This window comes from Saccharomonospora amisosensis (genome assembly GCF_011761185.1).
GTDB lineage: Bacteria > Actinomycetota > Actinomycetes > Mycobacteriales > Pseudonocardiaceae > Saccharomonospora_A > Saccharomonospora_A amisosensis.
Genome location: NZ_JAAOYM010000001.1, coordinates 1,872,580 through 1,890,317, shown reverse-complemented (window position 1 = coordinate 1,890,317; position 17,738 = coordinate 1,872,580). Strand labels below are relative to the sequence as shown.

Genomic DNA, 17,738 nt, shown 5'->3' with positions numbered 1-17,738 from the left:
CAGCAAACGCCGCATAGTGTGAGGGCGTGCGCCGAACTCCACGTCCACGCGGCCGCCGGCTGCGCTTGCTCGCGTTGCTCGCCGCCGTCGTTGTCCTCGGCGCGGGTGCGGTGATCTGGGTCGGGGACGACGACGAGGCGCCCTCCTACCGCACGCGGGAAGCCACCATCGACGTCGCCGCGGCACCCGGCTCCGAACAGCGCGTGCAACTGGACACCACGCTGTACGTGCCGGAGGTGACCCCCGCCCCCGCGGTACTGCTGCCGCACGGCTTCGGCGGGGACAAGAACAGCGTTTCCCGCGAGGCAGCCGAACTCGCCGAGCGCGGCTTCGTCGTGCTGACCTACTCGGCGCGCGGCTTCGGCACCAGCACGGGACGCATCGCGCTGAACGACCCCGACTACGAGGTCGCCGACGCGGTTCGGCTCGTAGACCACCTCGCGGGGCTGCCGGAGGTGCTGACCGAGGGCGAGGGGGACCCGCTCGTCGGCGTCACCGGTGCCTCCTACGGCGGCGCGCTGGCCCTGCTGCTGGCGGGCACGGACGAACGGGTCGACGCGATCGCGCCGGTGATGACCTATAACGACCTGGCGCAGGCGCTGCTGCCGAACAACGCCACCACCGGCGACCCGCGCGCCGCCACGCCGGCCGCGGGCGCCGCCGCCGACGACGGCGTGTTCAAGCGGGCATGGGCAGGCACGCTGTTCTCCGCGGGACTGGGAGCGCCCACGGCAGGCGGCCCCGGCGCCGAGGCGATGGAGCCGGGCGACGAACTGGACAACGGTGAAAGTGGTACCGGCGGCACCGGCGGGACAACCGACGCAGGCGTGGGCGGCCAGGCCGGTGGCGGCTTCGGGACCGCGGGGCCGTCCGGCGGCGCACGCCAGGGCTCGCCCTCGCCGCCGGCGACGGGCGAGGTCTGCGGGCGCTTCACCGAGCAGGTCTGCGCCGCGTACAACGACGTCGCCGTCGACGGCCGGGCGAGCGAGCCGACGCTGGCGCTGCTGCGCCGGGTGTCCCCCGCCTCGGTCACCGGCGAGATCACGGCGCCGACGCTGCTCGTCCAGGGCGAGAACGACACCCTGTTCGGACTCGACCAGGCCGACGCGAACGCCCGCCAGATCTCCGAGGCCGGAGCGCCCGTGTCGGTCATCTGGTACACCGGCGGGCACGACGGCGGGGTGCCCGGCCCGCAGCTGCGGGCGACCATCGGCGACTTCCTGCAAGCACACCTCGACACCGCGCGCACCGACGAAACCTCCACCCCCGCGTCGTTCCGCTACGACGTACAGGGCTCGCTGCGGGCATCCGGTGCACCGTCGGTGCGCAGCGTGGAGGCCGACGGCTACCCCGGTCTCGGCTCAGGCGACACCCAGCGCCGCCCGGTCGCGCTCGACGGACCGGAGCAGGTGGCCGTGCGCCCACCCGGGGCGGCACCCGCCGCGGTGAGCGGCATCCCCGGCCTGAACCGCGTGGTGGCGAACTCCTCACGACTGTCAGGCCTGTTCACCGTCGACCCGCCCGGCCAGTCGGCGACGTTCGTCTCGCGGCCGCTGGACTCCCAACTGCTCGTCGCGGGCTCCTCGACCGTGCGGCTGCGGATCGCCTCGGCGGGTGGACCGGCACCGGCGGGCGCGGCGGTACTGTTCGCCAAGCTGTACGACGTCAACCCCGACGGCACACGCACGCTGCCGGGCAACGCCGTCTCGGCGATCCGCGTGCCCTCACTGCCCGCCGACGGCACACCGGTCGAGGTGACCGTGACACTGCCGGGTGTGGTGCGGCCGGTGGAGTCCGGGCACCGGCTGCAACTCGTCATCGGCACGACCGACCAGTCCTACGCCACCCCCACCACACCCGCTGCCTACCGGCTGTCACTCGCGGGCGGTGCGCGGCTGGCCGTGCCAGTGGTCGGTGGCAACACCGTGACGTCGGGGTGGCCGCTGCCACAACTGCTCGGCATCGCGGGCACCCTCGCGGTCGCCTCGGCGGCGGTGGTGGTGGCCGCGCTGCGGCGCCGCCGCTCACACCGGCCGGACCCGGCGCTGGAGCACACCCCGCTTGTCATCGAGGGGCTGACCAAGTCCTACCCCGGCGGGCTGACCGCCGTGGCCGGGTTGTCGTTGCGGGTGGAGCCGGGCCAGGTGCTCGGCCTGCTCGGGCCCAACGGCGCGGGCAAGACCACCACGCTGCGGATGCTGATGGGCCTGATCAACCCCACAGAGGGCGAGATCAAGGTGTTCGGCCACCCGGTGCGGCCCGGCGCGCCGGTGCTGTCGCGCATCGGCTCGTTCGTCGAGGGCTCCGGATTCCTGCCGCACCTTTCCGGTGAGGCGAACCTGCGGCTGTACTGGGCCGCGACCGGGCGGCCTGCCGAGCGGGCACACTTTGGGGAGGCACTGGAGATCGCCGGGCTCGGCGACGCCGTGCACCGCAGGGTCCGCACCTACAGCCAGGGCATGCGGCAACGGCTGGCGATCGCGCAGGCGATGCTGGGGCTGCCGGAGCTGCTGGTGCTCGACGAGCCGACCAACGGCCTCGACCCACCGCAGATCCACCAGATGCGAGAGGTGCTGCGCCGCTACGCGGCCACCGGCCGCACGGTACTGGTGTCCAGCCACCTGCTCGCCGAGGTGGAGCAGACCTGCACGCACGTGGTGGTGATGCACCGCGGCAGGCTGGTGGCCTCCGGCGCGGTCACCGACATCGTCGCCGCCGGTGGCGAGGCGACGTTCCGGGTGGACCGCCCCGAGGCGGCCGCGGAGGCGCTGCGCGCGGTCGGCGGCGTCTCCGACGTGGACGTCGAGGGCCAACTCGTGCATGCCGACCTCGACGGCCTGCCACGCTCCGAGGCGGTGGCCGCGCTGGTGCGGGCCGGAGTCTCGGTGGAGCAGGCCGGTCCCCGCAGGCGCCTGGAAGACGCGTTCCTACAGTTGGTCGGCGAAGGCGAGGGCGGCTGATGAGCACCGACGCCGGGAAGAACCCCGAGGACACCGGCCTGGAGACCGGGCGGCACGGCGTACACACCGATCCGGCGGCGCTGGACGAGCTGACCGAAGCCGCCCGTGGGGAGACCGTGCGGGTGGGGCCGGACGGCGCCGTCGCGGGCTACCGGGCGGCACGCACGCTGCGGCTCGGTGTGGAGTTGCGCAGGCAGTTGCGCAGGCGGCGCACGCAACTGGTGCTGGCCTTGGTGGCGCTGCTGCCGTTCGTGCTCGTGCTGGCATTCGAACTAGGCGACGCCAGCCCGAACCGCCGTTCCGGCGGCTTCATAGACCTCGCCACGGCGAGCGCGCCGAACTTCGTGGTTCTGGCGATGTTCGTGTCCGGCTCCTTCCTGCTGCCGATGATCGTCGCTCTCTACTTCGGCGACACGGTGGCGAGCGAGGCCTCGTGGTCGAGCCTGAAGTACCTGCTGGCCATTCCGGTGCCGCGGCACCGGCTGCTGCGGCAGAAGGCGGTCGCCTCGGCGCTGCTGTCGGCGCTCACGGTTGCCGTGCTGCCGGTGGTCGCGCTCGGGGTCGGGGTGGTCTGGTACGGGGCAGGTGAGGCGATCAGTCCGACCGGCGACTCGATCACGTTCGGGCAGAGCCTGGTGGCCATCGCGCTGGGCACCGGGTACGTGTTGATCCAGCTCTCCTGGGTGGCGGCATTGGGGCTGCTGCTGAGCGTGTCCACCGACGCGCCGCTCGGCGCCGTGGGCGGCACGGTGCTGGTGTCGATCCTGTCGCAGATCCTGGACCAGATCACCGCGCTCGGTGACCTGCGCGACTTCCTGCCCACGCATTTCTCGTTCGCCTGGATGGACCTGATCGCCACCGACGTCGAGTGGACCGACATGGCCTCGGGAGTGCTGTCGGCGGTTGCCTACGCGACCGTGTTCGGGTTGCTTGCGGCTCGCCGTTTCGCGACCAAGGACATCACGAGCTGACCGAGCTGGGTTCTCGACCGCCGCGCCGTCAGCACACCCGGAACTCGTTGCCCTCCGGGTCGCTCATCACCAGGCACCGTGCGCCGGGCTCGTCGAGTTCGCGTAGCAGCCGCGCGCCGGCCGCGACCAGCACATCGGCCCTTGCCAGCACCTGCTGCCAACCACGCTCGGTGTGCTCGTGCGGCGCGCTGGCCAAGATGTCGAGGTGCACGCGGTTCCTCGCCGTCGAGCGTTCGGGAACGCGCTGGAACAACAGCAGGGGGCCCGCCTGCGCGGGGTCGACGATGGCCACCTTCGAGTCCCAGCTCTGGCGTGGCAACCCGACCGCGTCCGCGAAGTCCGCCCAGGAACCGTAGCCCTGCGGTGGCGGCTGCAGTTCGTAGTCCAGCGCGATCGCCCAGAACTCAGCGAGCCTGCGGGGATCGGCCGCGTCGAAGGTCACCTGCACACCCAACGCCATCTGCGCTGTCTCCCTTCCCCTGCTGATGACAAGTCTGCCGGGCACGGGGGACAATCGCGAACGTCAAGCCTTCCCGGTCACCGGCTCGCACCGGCGATTCGCCCAGGAGGCCACATCATGTCTCGACCCGTTCATTTCGAGATCCACGCCAGCGACCCCGAACGGGCCATCACCTTCTACACGGCGGTGTTCGACTGGTCGTTCGAACGGTGGGGCCCCGAGCCCTACTGGTCGGTGACGACAGGTGAGGGTCCAGGGATCGACGGCGGCCTGCTGCTCCGTAGCGGCCCGCCACCCGACCCGGACTCCTCACCGGGAGCCTTCCCGATCACGATGGAGGTCCCCGACATCGACCTGCTGACCAGGGAGGTGGTGCAGGCCGGAGGCACGGTGGCGAGCGAGAAGAGCGCGATACCGGGCGTTGGGTGGCTGGTGCACTGCCGCGACCCCGAGGGCAACCTGTTCGGCATGCTCGAACCCGACCCGGACGCGGGGTGAGCGCAGGCGCGCAGCTACTTGACTCCGGCCGCGTCCATCCCGCGTAGTTCCTTCTTCAACTCGGCGATCTCGTCGCGCAGCCGGGCGGCCAGTTCGAACTGCAGGTCCCTTGCCGCCTGCATCATCTGGTCGGTCATCTGCTGGATGAGGTCGGCCAGCTCCGCACGCGGCATCGTCGTCACGTCCCGGTCGGCCAGCACACCGGAGCTGCGCACCCTCTCGCCCTGCTCCGGCTTCTTGCCGCGCGAGGAGTTGCGCCCGGAACCGCCCACCTCGATCTGCTGCTCGGAGTCGTCCGCCTCGGTGTAGACGCGGTCGAGGATGTCGGCGATCTTCTTGCGCAGCGGCTGCGGGTCGATCCCGCGCTCGGTGTTGTACGCGATCTGCTTGGCACGCCGCCGGTTGGTCTCGTCGATCGCATAGCGCATCGAGTCGGTGATCTTGTCCGCGTACATGTGCACCTGACCGGAGACGTTGCGGGCCGCGCGACCGATCGTCTGCACCAGTGAGGTGCCGCTGCGCAGGAACCCTTCCTTATCGGCGTCCAGGATCGCCACCAGCGACACCTCCGGCAGGTCGAGACCCTCCCGCAGCAGGTTGATGCCGACCAGCACGTCGAAATCTCCGGAACGCAGTTGCCGCAGCAGCTCCACCCGGCGCAGGGTGTCGACCTCGGAGTGCAGGTATCGCACCCGGATGCCCAGCTCGAGCAGGTAGTCGGTGAGGTCCTCGGCCATCTTCTTGGTCAGCGTGGTGACCAGCACCCGCTCGTCGCGGTCCGCCCGTGTCCTGATCTCGTGCACCAGGTCGTCGATCTGTCCCTCGGTGGGTTTGACGATCACCTCGGGGTCGACGAGTCCGGTGGGGCGGATCACCTGCTCGACGAACTCACCACCGGTCTGGCCCAGCTCGTACGGCCCCGGCGTCGCGGAGAGGTACACGGTCTGCCCGATGCGGTCGGAGAACTCCTCCCACGTCAGCGGGCGGTTGTCCAGTGCGCTCGGCAACCGGAACCCGTGCTCGACGAGGGTGCGTTTACGCGAGGCGTCACCCTCGTACATGCCGCCGATCTGCGGCACCGTCACGTGCGACTCGTCGATCACCAGCAGGAAGTCGTCGGGAAAGTAGTCGAGCAACGTCGCGGGCGCCGAACCCGGCGGCCGGCCGTCGACATGCCGGGAGTAGTTCTCGATGCCAGAACAGGACCCGATCTGGCGCATCATCTCGATGTCGTAGCTGGTGCGCATCCGAAGCCGCTGCGCCTCCAGCAACTTGCCCTGCTTCTCCAGTTGTTGCAGTTGCTCGGCGAGTTCGGCCTCGATGCCCTGGATGGCCTTCTCCATCCGTTCCGGCCCCGCGACGTAGTGGGTCGCCGGGAAGATCCGCACCTCTTCCACCTCGTTGACGATGTCGCCGGTGAGCGGGTGCAGGTAGTACAGCCGGTCGATCTCGTCGCCGAAGAACTCCACACGGATCGCCAGCTCCTCGTACGCCGGGATGATCTCCACCGTGTCGCCGCGCACCCGGAACGTGCCACGCGCGAACGCGAGGTCGTTGCGGGTGTACTGCACGTCGACCAGCGCGCGCAGGAAGGTGTCGCGGTCCACCTCGTCGCCCACCGCCAACCGCGTCGAGCGGTCGAGGTAGGACTGCGGTGTGCCGAGGCCGTAGATGCAGGACACGCTCGCCACCACGATGACGTCCCTGCGCGAGAGCAGGTTCATCGTCGCGGAGTGCCGCAACCGCTCCACATCGTCGTTGATCGAGGAGTCCTTCTCGATGTAGGTGTCGGTCTGCGGGACGTAGGCCTCAGGCTGGTAGTAGTCGTAGTAGCTGACGAAGTACTCCACCGCGTTGTGCGGGAACAACTCCCTCAGTTCGTTGGCCAGCTGAGCCGCCAGCGTCTTGTTGGGCGCCATCACCAGCGTGGGCCGCTGCACGCGCTCGATGAGCCACGCGGTGGTGGCCGACTTGCCCGTGCCGGTGGCGCCGAGCAGCACGACGTCCTTCTCGCCCGCCTCGAGCCTGCGTGAGAGTTCGGCTATGGCCGCGGGTTGGTCACCCGCCGGGGCGTAGTCGCTGACCACCTGAAACCGGCCGTCCGAGCGGGGGATCTCGGAAACGGGACGGAACTCGGAGTGCGCCAGCACGGGATGCTCGGTTGCGAATGCCACGTCTTTCAGAGTAGGCGCCCGCACCGACAGTTTCGCGGGCCCTCGCGCCCGAGGCCGGTCAGCCCGCGGCGCCGACCAGCCCGGCCGGGTTGCCGCGCACCGCGGTCGCCAGGCACACCTCGCAGGGCATGCCTGTAAAGGTGGCCAGCACCTCGGCCTGCCCGGGCCTGATCCGCTCGCCGCACAGCGCGGTCAGCTCCTCGGGCACCGGTTGTGACCCGGGCAGCGGCACGACATGGCACACCCGTCTGGTCTCGCCCACGACGCCTCGACGCAAGCGGACAACCGCTACCGCTTCACCCGGTTCAGGCATTGTGGACCCCATAGGGGGAGCTTATTGGCAGGCTGTCGGGAACGCTTCGTGTTCATCGACCAACAATTGACCACATTACTGGTACGACAGACCGAAGAACTGTCTACGATCGGGCGAGTACCCCCGCACCCAGCCAGCGGCACAGGTTCAAAGCCAGTTCCAGATCCAGCCGGTTGTCCGACACCGGCCTGCCCACCAGTTCCTCGGCCTTGCGCACCCGGTACTGCACCGAGTTCTTGTGCATCGTCAACCTGGAGGCCGCGGCCGTATAACTGCCACCTGCGGCCAGGAACACCCGCAGCGTCTCCCGCAGTCGCTCGTGCTGCTCGTCGTCGGCGGCGAGCGGGCCGAGCGTATCCTCCACCCACAGCCGTGCGGCATTGAGGTCGGACGTCATCAACGCCACCGCCCCCACCTCGCGAAACGTCAGCGCCCTCGCGCAGGCCTTGCCCGCGGCCAGCGCGAGCGCCTGCACCCGCAGCGCCTGCCGGTGGGTGCGTCGGAAGCCGTCGAGGCCCGCGCCGGGGTCACCGATGGCCAGCCGCACATCGGCGTCGGAATCGGTCAGCACCCGCTCGATGCGCGAGCGCTCGGGTGGTGCGGGACCGTCGAGGGGTAACCACACCCATGCGCACAGCTCGTCCCTCGGCACGAACAGCGCCCTCGCCTCGTCACCGTCGACGAAACGACCGGCCACCGTTTCCAGGCCGACGAGCGGGTCGGGCGGATGCGCGTCGGCGGGGTACCACAAGATCATCCCCACGTGGTGGCCGCGCAGCCGGTAGCCCAGCGCCACCTCGCTGGCGTCCACGTCCACCACGTCCTCGTCCAGCAGCGCGCGGACCCTGGCCGCACGCACGGCGCTGCGGTTGAGCAGCCAGCGGTCGCGCTCCCCCTCGTAGGCCGAGACCACCTGCCGGGTGACCCGGTCGATGAAGGCGAACGTCGTGGTGAGCGCGTGCCGCATCGTCAGGCCCAGCTCCTCCGGGTCGGAGATCTGCCGTGCCCCTTCGGCCAGCGCCTGGTCCAGCACCGCGGTCTGACCGAGGTAGTAGGCCCTGATGAGGTCGACCACCGGGGTGCCGCGCTGGGCCAGCCTGCGGGCGTACTCGACCGCGGCGGCGGGTGCCTCGACACGCTCGGGGTCGATGCCGTGCTGGAAGATCCGAAACGCCGTGTCGATGTTTTGGTACACACTCGCCGACAGCAGGCTGACCATGTTCTCGTCGTCGTTGACCAGGTGTGGCAACTCCCGCTCGTACAGCGTCACCAGCTCGCCGGTCAGTTCGTCGGCTCTGTGCGCGAGAGCTGTCGCGATGCTCGCCAGACCGCGCATGACCCCCGGCTCGGTGTGCACGGCATCACTCTAAGGCGTGACATTCGCCTCACGGCTGTAAACCCCGCAAGATGGCCCGCATGGCCGTACACCCGCCCAAACACGAACGGTTCGACGTCGACGCGATGACCAACACCGACCCGAAGGGCACTGTCCGCCCGGTACAGGAGTACCGGGTGGAGCCGTTCGGGCTGTACCTGGCGCGACCGGTGCCTGGGCGGGCGCAGTTTCATTACCTCGAGTCGTGGCTGCTGCCGGAACTGGGACTGCGAGTCTCCGACTTCTGGTTCAACCCCGGCCACGAGCGCGATCAGGACTTCTACCTCGACATCGTGGCGGTCGAGGTCGACACCCACGACCGCGCGTGGCACACCACGGATCTGTACCTGGACCTCGTGCTGCGCTGCCACCGTGAGGTGCGCGTGGTCGACACCGACGAGTTGCTGGCCGCCACGGCCGCCGGACTGGTGTCGCAACGGCAGGCGACCTGGGCGCTTGACACCGCCTTCGGCACCGTCGACTCGCTCGCCCGGCACGGCTACGACCTCGCCGCGTGGCTGGCGACGTTGGGTGTCCGGCTGCACTGGAAGCGCCACCCGGAAGCCGACTGACGCTGCCCACCGGCTTGCAGGCAGAGCATGCGACGCGGCAGCGCAACGCCGCACTCACACGGCCGCAACAGCCTCGACATACGGCGGTGAGAGGTTGCGCCGCATGACGATGCCGACATGGGAACGCAGGAAGCTGCTGAAAGCGGCGACCGGGCTCGCGGCGGTGGGCGCGGCCGCCCTGCCCGCGGGGACCGCCGCGGCGACCACCCGACGGCGGGGACCCTCGGTTCTGCAACCGAACGCGGGCCCACGACGCGGGCATTACCTCGCCGCGGGACCGGACACCGTGACCTGGGGCAGGCTGCCCAATCGCGACAGCACGCCTGCGACCGTGATCGACTCCGGCGCGGTGATCACCATCGACACGGCCTCGCACGAGGGCGTGCTGGAGGACCAGGGCAAGGACCCGCTGGAGTACTTCACCGGCCACGGCGTAAGGCCGTCGCGGGTTCTCACCGACGCCGTCGAGGTGGCGGCCAGGGTGGCCCACGACGGCCCCGGCCCGCACGTGATCACCGGACCGGTCGCGATCCGCGGTGCCGAACCGGGGCACACGCTGAAGATCGAGGTGCTGGACCTGCGGCTGCGGGTGCCGTACGGCGTGGTGTCCAACCGGCACGGCAAGGGCGCGCTGCCCGGCGAGTATCCCGATGCCTGGGTGGGCAGGCCGGAGTTGGCGGCCTACTTCAACACCGGTGGCAACATCAGCGTGTTCACCGAGGTCGGCAGCCGCGATGGCGAACTGGTCGGTGTGCTGCCCGGCGAGGTGGCCCGGTTCCCGCTGGCACCGTTCCTCGGCGTCATGGGCGTCGCGCGGGACACCTCGGACCTGGTGAACTCGGTGCCGCCGACCGACGCGGGCGGCAACATCGACATCAACGACCTCGGCGCCGGCAGCACGCTGTACCTGCCGGTGCGAGTGCCGGGTGCGCTGTTCTTCACCGGCGACCCGCACATGGCTCAGGGCGACGGCGAGGTAGCGCTGACCGCGATGGAAGGCTCGCTGCGCGCGACCTTCCGGCTGACCACCATCCCGCCAGGAGGACCCGCACCGAAGCTCGCCTTCCACGAGCCGTTCGGCGAGACCCCCGATCACTGGATACCGATCGGGCTTTCCGACCCGGACGGGCCGGTCGGCGGGCAGGAGACCAGCCTGGACGTCGCCATGAAGCGGGCGGTGCGCAGCGCGATGCGGTTTCTCACCGAGGAGCACGGGATGCCGGAACCCCTCGCCTACGCCTACCTCAGCGCGGCCACCGACTTCCAGGTGTCCCAGGTGGTCGACATCACCACCGGCATACACGGCCTCATCCGCAAGACGGATCTCGGCCGCTGAGCGCGAGCGATACGCGGTTGCTGCTGCTCTTGGCGGCAGGCACACCGGGTGTGCGAGACCAGCTACGCCAGTGCCCGGCTGTCACCCGCGCTCGGTGGCACGGTGAGGTCGAGCGCCCAGTACTGCCCTACGAGCTGCTGGCCGAAGAGATGCTCGCCGCTCACCAGCCCGAGGCCGAGCGGGAAACCGAGGAAGGCCGCGCGGTGCGCACCGAGGTGCTCGCGTTGCTGCGAAGCACCCTGCTGGACCTGCTGGCGACGGGGGATCGCGAGCGAACCACCGCTGCCGTACGCAGGCGGGTGCGTTCGTTGCAGGGGCGTGGGTGAAGCCACGTTCCGTACGGTCCGACCAGGTGGGTCAGCGCCGGCATCACACCCGGGCACCGCCGCCGACCGCCCGGCAGAGTCCAGGAACGCAGAACTCGCGGACCTGAGCGGGGAACTCGCGGGCAGGAGCGGGGAACTCGCGGGCAGGAGCGGGGGACTCGCGGGTCAGGGGTGCGGTCGGGCCGCGCGCTCTCGCAGCTCGGCCCTTCGCACCTTGGCCGAGGCCGTCATGGGCAGCTCGGTCACCACGTGCCAGCGCCGTGGCACCTTGAACGGCGCCAACCGCTGCCTGCAGTAGACGTCCAGCGCCTCGATGTCCGGCTGTGGCGCGGCGCCCGACGGCACCACGAACGCCACCACCAGTTCGCCCCACCGCTCGTCCGGCGTGCCCACCACCGCCGCCCTTTCGACGTCCGGGTGGCCCGCGAGCACGTCCTCTACCTCCTCAGGGGACACGTTCTCGCCACCAGTCTTGATCATGTCCTTGAGTCTGCCGACGATGCGCAGCCTGCCGTGAATGTCCATCTCGGCCAGATCACCGGTGTGCAGCCAGCCTTCGGCGTCGATGGCCCTCGCGGTTGCCTCAGGGTCGCCGTAGTAGCCCCTGGTGATACGGGAGCCACGCACGAGCAACTCACCGCGCTGCCCCGTCGCGAGCACGGTCCCGTCGGGACCCGCCACCCGCACGTCGGTGCCCTCGATCGGCAGGCCGACCGTGTTCCTTCGCACCTCGTCGCTGTCGGTCAGTGGCGCGGTCTGCAGCGCGCAACCACAGGTCTCGGTCATCCCGAACGTCACCGAAAGCCGCGCACCGAAGCCGGACTCGATGGTGTCAACCATCCTCGGTGTCAGCGTGGAACCGCCGGTGAACACCACTCGCAACGATCCGAAACGCCCTGCGGGGAAGCCCGGCTGGGCCATGAGCAGGTGCAGCAGTGTCGGCGCGGCCGAAAGCAGGGTCACGGCCCGCTCCCGCAGCACCCGCAGCACCGCTCCCGGCTCGAACGGCAGCACGACGTGTTCGGCCCGCTGCCACAGCGCACCCAGCACGCCGAGCACGTTGCCTGCGGTGTGGAACAGCGGCATCGGGTTGAGCCACACCCCGCCCGGCGGCAGTCCGATGCGGCGGGCGAAGGCATGCGCGGTGTCAACCATGCCGCGATGGTGGATTCGCACGCCCTTCGCCGGACCACTCGTTCCCGAGGTGAACTGGATCTGCGCGAGCGAATCCGGGTCAACGGCGGGCAGCGCGGCGGGTTCGCCTTCGCCGAGCAGCGAGCGCGGGTCCTCGTCGAGTACCACCACTTCGGGCGGGTCCGGCAACCGGGACACCACCGAACGCACCAGGTCGGCGCCGCCGGTGTCCACCTGAACGCTGACCGCCGAGGCGAGTGTGAGCGCGTGCTCCAGTTCGGGTGGCCTCGACTTGGGATTCACCGGAACCAGCACCATGCCCGCCAGCGCCACCCCGAGTTGCAGCAGCACCGCGTGCGGCCCGTTGGACAGGAAGGTCGCGATGTGCGAACCCACCGGGTGGCGGCGCAGCAGCGAGGCGGCGACCGCCTCCGCGTCCGCGAGCAGCCGCGCCGCCGTCCAACTGTGCTCACCACCGGAACCGATCGTGGTCAGTACCACGTCGGCGGGGCCGAGGCGGGCCGCCCTGCGCAGCACGTCGCCGATTACGGCTTCGTCCAGCGCAGCTGGCGGCACCGCCTGCCACTGCGAGCGAGCGAGGCTCATTCGAACTGGTAGCTGCTGGCGCTCGGGCCTTCCAGGGTCTTCTCGACCCGCAGCCCGGCCGGGACATCCGGGTCCACCTTGGACACGAACACCTCACGCGTCGGCGGCTCACCGACCTTGGTGTAGTCCAACTTGCCGGGGAACAGCCCGCCGGTGTCCAGATCGGACGTCTCGCGCATCGCGGCCACCACGCCCTCGGGCGTGAGGTCACCGCTCTCGCACGCGCCCTCAAGCGCCCGCGACAGCAGCTCGGCCTGCGCGTAGGCCAGCGGAACCTCCCAGCCCTTGGCACCATTGGGCGCCTTGGACTCGTACAGCTCCACGGACTTCTTCACGTTCTCGCCCTCCGCGGTGTATGGGGCGATGCTGGTGATGCTGTAGACGTTGTCCACCAGCGCCTTGCGCGACGGGGTGTCGAGCAGGGCGGGGTTGAAGGTGGGTGTGTTGCCGATGATCGGCACGTCAACCCCCCTGGAGTCGAGCACGGCCGACAGCGAGGCCAGCTGCGATGGCGCGGCCGAGAGCAGCACCGCGGAAACCCCTTGCTGTTGCAGCGAAGCCGCCTGCGCCGAGAGGTCGGTGTCCTTCGGGGTGATCTCGATGGGCACGATCTCGACACCGCGCTCCTTCGCGGCATGTCGCGCACCCGCCAGCGCGTCGCTGCCGTAGTCACCGACGAAGTAAACGTGACCGATCTTGCTGCCCTTGGCGACACCGAGGTCGTCTATGAGGTAGTCGACGGCGTTGGCGGCCTCGATGCTGTAGGTGGAGCCGGGGACCTGCGCGACCTCCTTGTCGAGGGCGACGCTGGCCCAGCCCATGCCGCCGACGTAGAGGTTGTCCTCCTGCGCCAGCGGAAGGACGGCGGCGACCACGGGCGAGCCGAGCACCTGCTGCAACGCGACGACGTCGCCGGACATGCTGCGGTACAGCGACACCGCCTTCTGCGGGTCGTAGCCGTGGTCCTGCACCTGCAGGTTCACCTTGCGACCGCAGATGCCGCCCGCCTCGTTCTTGGCTGCCCAGTACGCGCGCTTCTCCTCCACCTGCACCGCCGCGCCCGCGGCGAACGGTCCGGAAAGGTCGGTCAGCACACCAATGTTGATCTCGGTGTCGGTGACGCCGTTGCCGGTCTTGACCTCGTCCGGGTTTCCCCCTCCGCCCGAGGCGTTGGGGTCCGTGGTGCTGCAGGCGGCCAGCACGGCCACGCAGCCCGCGGCGACCACGGCTGTCAGGGTGCGGATCCTTCTCATGATGCGACGGTCTCCTTTGACGTCGGTGCTACAAGGCGCTGGCGCAGTCGGTCAAGACCTCCGGCGAGGCCGCCGCGCAGGAACAGCAGGACGGCGACGATCGCGGCGCCGTAGATCAGGCGGCTCAGAGTGGCCCCGTCGAGGCCGCCGGAGCCGACATCGGACAGGAACGGAAGTTGCGCGCTGTATTCGGCCAGCACGAGCGGCAACACGGAAACGAACACCGCACCAGCGGAGGCGCCGGCTACCGAGCCCACGCCTCCGAGCACGATCATCACCAGGTAGTCGATGGACAGCAGCAGCCCGAAGGAATCGGGCGCGATCCTGCTGAATGCCAGCGCCATCAGTGCGCCGCCCACGCCCGCGTACACCGACGAGAGGGTGAACACGGTGGCCTTCGCCGTGGTGACGTTGATGCCGACGGAGGCGGCGGCGACCTCGCTGTCGCGTACGCTCGCCAGCGCCCTGCCCACCCGGCTGGACTTGACGCCGTAGGCGAACCACGCCGCCAGCAGCGCGACGGCGAGGAACAGGTACCACTGCCGGTGCAGGCCGTCGAATTCGGTGCCAAGCACGGCGAGGTAGTCGGGATCGTGGTTGCTGAAACTGAAGCCCGGCACCGCGAACGGCTCAACCGAGCGGCCGTTGAATCCTCCGGTGAGATCCTCGAGGTTGATCCACAGGTGCCTGCCGAGGAACACCAGTCCCAGCGACGCCAGCCCGAGGTAGATGCCACGCAGCCTGCCCGCGATTGGGCTGAACAGCGCGCCCGCCATCCCCGCCACCGCGCCCGCGGCGACCAGCGCCAGCAGCGGGGGCAGCCCCAGACCGAGCACCCGTTCGCCCGGCTCGCCGACCAGCACCGTGTAGGTGTAAGCCCCGACGCCGATGAAGAACGCGTGCCCCAGTGACAGTTGCCCGGCCACCCCCACCAGCAGCGTCAGCCCGATGGCGCCCACGACGGCGGCCATCGCGAACAGCCCCGTCTGCAGCCAGAAGTCGTCGAGCCACAGCGGCAGCGCGAGCGCGGCCAGCAGGGCGAGCCCGCCCAGCGCGAGCATCGGGACTCCCGCCGACCTGGTCATCCGCTCAGACACGGATGGCCTCCTTTCCACCGAAGAGTCCCTGTGGCCGCACCAGCAGCACGAGCAGCATCACCGCGTACGGGACGACCTCGCCGAACCCTCGGCCGAGGAAGTGCAGCTCCGACTCGTAGCCGACGGCAAACGCCTGCGCGACCCCGATCACCAGCCCACCGACGATGGCGCCGGGGATGGAGTCGAAGCCACCGAGCACCCAGGCCGGGATCGCGGCCAGCGCGACGAGCGAGACGCTGGGAGTCACACCGGTGGCGGGGAAGGAGGTGAGGAACACGCCCGCGATGGCGGCGAAGGCGCCGGCCAGCGCCCAGCCCGTCGCGCTCGTGCGGCTCAGCCGGATACCCATCAGCGACGCGGTGTCGCCGTCCGCCGCGGCGGCGCGCATCCCGATACCCCAGTTGGTGCGCGCGGCGAGCAGCCCGAGCACGCCGAACAACACGATCGCCAGCACGGCCGCGATGGCCCTTGAGGCGGGCAGCGTCACCCCGGCGAACTCCACCACGTCCGCGCCCCACGGCGCGCCGTTGCTGAGCACGTCGTTGCCGATCTCGCGGGTCAGCTCGGTCAGCAGCAGGATGTCGACGCCGATGGTGAGGATCGCGAAGGTGCCCGGATTGGGCTCGGCGACGCGTCGCACCAGCAGCGTGTTGATGAGCGCGGCGACGACCGCGGCACCGAGTACCCCGGCGGCCGCCGCGAGCCAGAACCCCAGCGGTTCGTGCAGCTTCGCGACGAGGTAGGCACCCAGCAGCAGCACCGAGCCGTGCGCGAGGTTGAGCACGCCGGTCGCCTTGAAGACGACGACGAACCCGACCGCGATCAGCCCGAGCACCAGGCCCAGCGACAGTCCGTTGACCAGTTGGCTCAGCAGGTAACTCACGCGGCCTCCGTCCCCAGATACGCCCGCACGACCTCGGGGTCGCGCCGCACTTCGTCCGGCGTGCCGTCGGCGATGCACTTGCCGAAGTCGAGCACGGTGATCCGCTCCGCCAGTCCCATCACGAACGGCATGTCGTGCTCGACCAGCAGGATCGAGATACCCAGTTCCCGTTGCACCGCGCTGATCATCGCGGCCATGTCCTGCGACTCGCCGTGGTTCATCCCGGCCACCGGCTCGTCCAGCAACAGCAGGGTCGGCTCCGCGCACAGTGCCCTGCCGAGTTCCACGCGCTTCCGGTCGCCGTAGGACAGCGTGTGCACCTCGCGCCCGAGCAGGTGCTCGATGCCGAGCAACTCGGCGACCCTGCCGACCTGCGCCCGGTGCTCACGTTCCTCCCTGCGCGCGCCGGGCAGCCGAAGTCCCGCGCCGAGCACGCCGCCGCGCATCAGCCGGTGCCTGCCGGTCAGCAGGTTGTCCTCCACCGTCAGCTCCAGCGACAGCGAGATGTTTTGGAAGGTGCGCGCCACACCGAGGTCCGCGATGCGGTGCGGGCGCAGGTCGGTGAGCTTGTGCTCGCCGTAGTGGACCGCGCCCTCGGTGGCGCGGTAGGCGCCGCCGAGCACGTTGATGCAGGTCGACTTGCCGGCTCCGTTGGGACCGATGAGCGCGTGCACCGTGCCCGGCGTGATGTCGAACGACACCCCGGACAGCGCGGTGATGCCGCCGAACCGGACGGTGAGGTTGTCCACCCGAAGCGGCCGCGCGCTCGCGGTGTCTCGCCTGGCTCCCGCGTGCATGACGGCGGCCAGTTCGCCGATGTCGGCTGCCGAGACCCGCTGCGGCTTCGCCTGTTCGGCCTCGGGAGCCGCCTCGGGCACCGGGCCGGTGCCACCCAGGTAGCGTTGCCTGACCTCGTCCGTCGCCGCGAGTGCTTCGGCGGGACCCGCGGCGGTGACCGTACCCACCTCAAGCACGAAGGCCACATCGGACACTCGAAGGCCCATCGCCGCGTTCTGTTCGATCAGCAGCACCGAGGTGCCCTGCTCGTTGATCTCGGTGATCAGCTCGCCGATCTGGTGCACCAACTGCGGGGCGAGTCCGAGCGACGGCTCGTCGAGCAGCAACAGCCGAGGTGCGCTCATCAGCGCCCTGCCCATGGCAAGCATCTGCTGCTCACCGCCGGAGAGCAGCCCGCCGCGCTGGCGGCGCCGCCGGGCGAGCACGGGGAACAGGTCGAACACACGGGTCAACGCTTCCCGTTTCGCCGCGCGGTCACGCACGGCGAAACCGCCCGCGCGCAGATTCTCCTCGACCGTGAGGTCGCGGAAGAGCCGGCGACCCTCCGGCACCTGCACCAGCCCCGACCGCATGGTTTCCGCGGCCGCTCCGCCCGTGATCGGCTTACCGTCGAAGTGGATGGAACCCGCGGTCACGGCGCCGCCCACGTTGCCCAGTGACCCCGAGATCGCCCGCAGCAGCGTGGTCTTCCCTGCGCCGTTGCTGCCGAGCACCGCGACCACCGACCCGCGCGGTACCCACAGCGACACCCCGCGCAAAGCCTGCACCGCGCCGTCGTAGCGGACTTCGAGATCGTCCACGGCCAGCAACGGGTCCTCGGGCGGCCCGAACGGTTCCCGCCGGCTGCCTTGGGCAGCGCCCGTTACGGGATCGCACTCGTCGCTGAGTTGCGTCGGCATAGCCGCCTTCCTGCTGAGTTTCTCGCTGGGTGGAGCTGTGAGGTCCGACCTGTCCGGGGTCCGACGGGCCAGCAGACGGGAAC

General features: G+C 70.2%; 15 protein-coding genes. 6 read left to right on the top strand and 9 right to left on the bottom strand.

Annotation, left to right across the window (positions count from 1 at the left end; genetic code table 11):
- Positions 1-26: 26 nt before the first annotated feature.
- On the top strand, positions 27-2,960 hold the full coding sequence (locus FHU38_RS09155; RefSeq protein ID WP_167168934.1) for an alpha/beta fold hydrolase: 2,934 nt from the start codon (positions 27-29) through the stop codon (positions 2,958-2,960).
- Positions 2,960-3,931: an ABC transporter permease gene (locus tag FHU38_RS09150; protein WP_167168931.1), complete on the top strand. Its 972-nt coding sequence runs from the start codon at positions 2,960-2,962 to the stop codon at positions 3,929-3,931. Before FHU38_RS09155 ends, FHU38_RS09150 begins: the two co-directional genes overlap by 1 nt.
- Before the next feature lie 28 nt (positions 3,932-3,959).
- Here FHU38_RS09150 and FHU38_RS09145 read toward each other — a convergent pair whose 3' ends face one another.
- Entirely contained in the window at positions 3,960-4,391 is a 432-nt protein-coding gene (locus FHU38_RS09145; protein WP_167168928.1) for a VOC family protein, read from the bottom strand.
- 117 nt (positions 4,392-4,508) lie between these two features.
- Here FHU38_RS09145 and FHU38_RS09140 point away from each other — a divergent pair, with 117 nt between their 5' ends.
- Complete coding sequence (locus tag FHU38_RS09140) at positions 4,509-4,889, top strand: VOC family protein (RefSeq protein WP_167168926.1); 381 nt, start codon at positions 4,509-4,511, stop codon at positions 4,887-4,889.
- Positions 4,890-4,903: 14 nt separating this feature from the next.
- Here the strand turns inward: FHU38_RS09140 and uvrB are convergent, their stop codons facing one another.
- The 3 genes from uvrB to FHU38_RS09125 form a co-directional block, all read right to left on the bottom strand.
- Positions 4,904-7,063, bottom strand: coding sequence for an excinuclease ABC subunit UvrB (uvrB, locus tag FHU38_RS09135; RefSeq protein ID WP_167168923.1), 2,160 nt, complete (start codon positions 7,061-7,063; stop codon positions 4,904-4,906).
- 58 nt (positions 7,064-7,121) lie between these two features.
- Positions 7,122-7,325, bottom strand: a complete 204-nt coding sequence (locus FHU38_RS09130; RefSeq protein WP_313886713.1) for a hypothetical protein — start codon at positions 7,323-7,325, stop codon at positions 7,122-7,124.
- A gap of 154 nt (positions 7,326-7,479) precedes the next feature.
- Complete coding sequence (locus FHU38_RS09125; RefSeq protein WP_167175842.1) at positions 7,480-8,712, bottom strand: PucR family transcriptional regulator; 1,233 nt, start codon at positions 8,710-8,712, stop codon at positions 7,480-7,482.
- An 80-nt stretch (positions 8,713-8,792) separates the two neighbouring features.
- On the opposite strand from FHU38_RS09125, the gene FHU38_RS09120 reads away from it, so the two are divergent.
- The 3 genes from FHU38_RS09120 (at position 8,793) to FHU38_RS27265 (ending at position 10,985) form a co-directional block, all read left to right on the top strand.
- Complete coding sequence (locus FHU38_RS09120; RefSeq protein ID WP_167168916.1) at positions 8,793-9,323, top strand: DUF402 domain-containing protein; 531 nt, start codon at positions 8,793-8,795, stop codon at positions 9,321-9,323.
- A gap of 103 nt (positions 9,324-9,426) precedes the next feature.
- On the top strand, positions 9,427-10,659 hold the full coding sequence (locus FHU38_RS09115; protein ID WP_167168913.1) for an acetamidase/formamidase family protein: 1,233 nt from the start codon (positions 9,427-9,429) through the stop codon (positions 10,657-10,659).
- A gap of 17 nt (positions 10,660-10,676) precedes the next feature.
- A complete protein-coding gene (locus FHU38_RS27265; protein WP_243852219.1) occupies positions 10,677-10,985 on the top strand; it encodes a hypothetical protein in 309 nt (102 codons plus the stop codon).
- A gap of 165 nt (positions 10,986-11,150) precedes the next feature.
- Here the strand turns inward: FHU38_RS27265 and FHU38_RS09105 are convergent, their stop codons facing one another.
- The 5 genes from FHU38_RS09105 to FHU38_RS27940 are packed head-to-tail and all read right to left on the bottom strand — an operon-like array spanning position 11,151 to position 17,655.
- The gene (locus FHU38_RS09105) at positions 11,151-12,725 is read right to left on the bottom strand and encodes a class I adenylate-forming enzyme family protein (RefSeq protein WP_167168910.1); all 1,575 of its coding nucleotides are present in this window, start codon (positions 12,723-12,725) and stop codon (positions 11,151-11,153) included.
- The gene (locus FHU38_RS09100) at positions 12,722-13,978 is read right to left on the bottom strand and encodes an ABC transporter substrate-binding protein (protein WP_167168906.1); all 1,257 of its coding nucleotides are present in this window, start codon (positions 13,976-13,978) and stop codon (positions 12,722-12,724) included. Before FHU38_RS09100 ends, FHU38_RS09105 begins: the two co-directional genes overlap by 4 nt.
- Positions 13,975-15,075: a branched-chain amino acid ABC transporter permease gene (locus FHU38_RS09095; RefSeq protein WP_167168903.1), complete on the bottom strand. Its 1,101-nt coding sequence runs from the start codon at positions 15,073-15,075 to the stop codon at positions 13,975-13,977. The genes FHU38_RS09100 and FHU38_RS09095 overlap by 4 nt, the downstream gene beginning before the upstream one ends.
- On the bottom strand, positions 15,068-15,958 hold the full coding sequence (locus FHU38_RS09090; protein ID WP_167168900.1) for a branched-chain amino acid ABC transporter permease: 891 nt from the start codon (positions 15,956-15,958) through the stop codon (positions 15,068-15,070). Before FHU38_RS09090 ends, FHU38_RS09095 begins: the two co-directional genes overlap by 8 nt.
- A complete protein-coding gene (locus FHU38_RS27940; protein ID WP_167168897.1) occupies positions 15,955-17,655 on the bottom strand; it encodes an ATP-binding cassette domain-containing protein in 1,701 nt (566 codons plus the stop codon). Before FHU38_RS27940 ends, FHU38_RS09090 begins: the two co-directional genes overlap by 4 nt.
- Positions 17,656-17,738 lie beyond the last annotated feature (83 nt).

What these genes read in the sequence shown, in the direction of transcription:
- FHU38_RS09125 (WP_167175842.1), bottom strand. Translation starts at nt 8,712, where the DNA reads ATGCGCGGTCTGGCGAGCATCGCGACAGCTCTCGCGCACAGAGCCGAC.
- FHU38_RS09140 (WP_167168926.1), top strand. Translation starts at nt 4,509, where the DNA reads ATGTCTCGACCCGTTCATTTCGAGATCCACGCCAGCGACCCCGAACGG.
- FHU38_RS09150 (WP_167168931.1), top strand. Translation starts at nt 2,960, where the DNA reads ATGAGCACCGACGCCGGGAAGAACCCCGAGGACACCGGCCTGGAGACC.
- FHU38_RS09105 (WP_167168910.1), bottom strand. Translation starts at nt 12,725, where the DNA reads ATGAGCCTCGCTCGCTCGCAGTGGCAGGCGGTGCCGCCAGCTGCGCTG.
- FHU38_RS09115 (WP_167168913.1), top strand. Translation starts at nt 9,427, where the DNA reads ATGACGATGCCGACATGGGAACGCAGGAAGCTGCTGAAAGCGGCGACC.
- FHU38_RS27940 (WP_167168897.1), bottom strand. Translation starts at nt 17,655, where the DNA reads ATGCCGACGCAACTCAGCGACGAGTGCGATCCCGTAACGGGCGCTGCC.
- FHU38_RS09145 (WP_167168928.1), bottom strand. Translation starts at nt 4,391, where the DNA reads ATGGCGTTGGGTGTGCAGGTGACCTTCGACGCGGCCGATCCCCGCAGG.
- FHU38_RS09100 (WP_167168906.1), bottom strand. Translation starts at nt 13,978, where the DNA reads ATGAGAAGGATCCGCACCCTGACAGCCGTGGTCGCCGCGGGCTGCGTG.
- FHU38_RS09120 (WP_167168916.1), top strand. Translation starts at nt 8,793, where the DNA reads ATGGCCGTACACCCGCCCAAACACGAACGGTTCGACGTCGACGCGATG.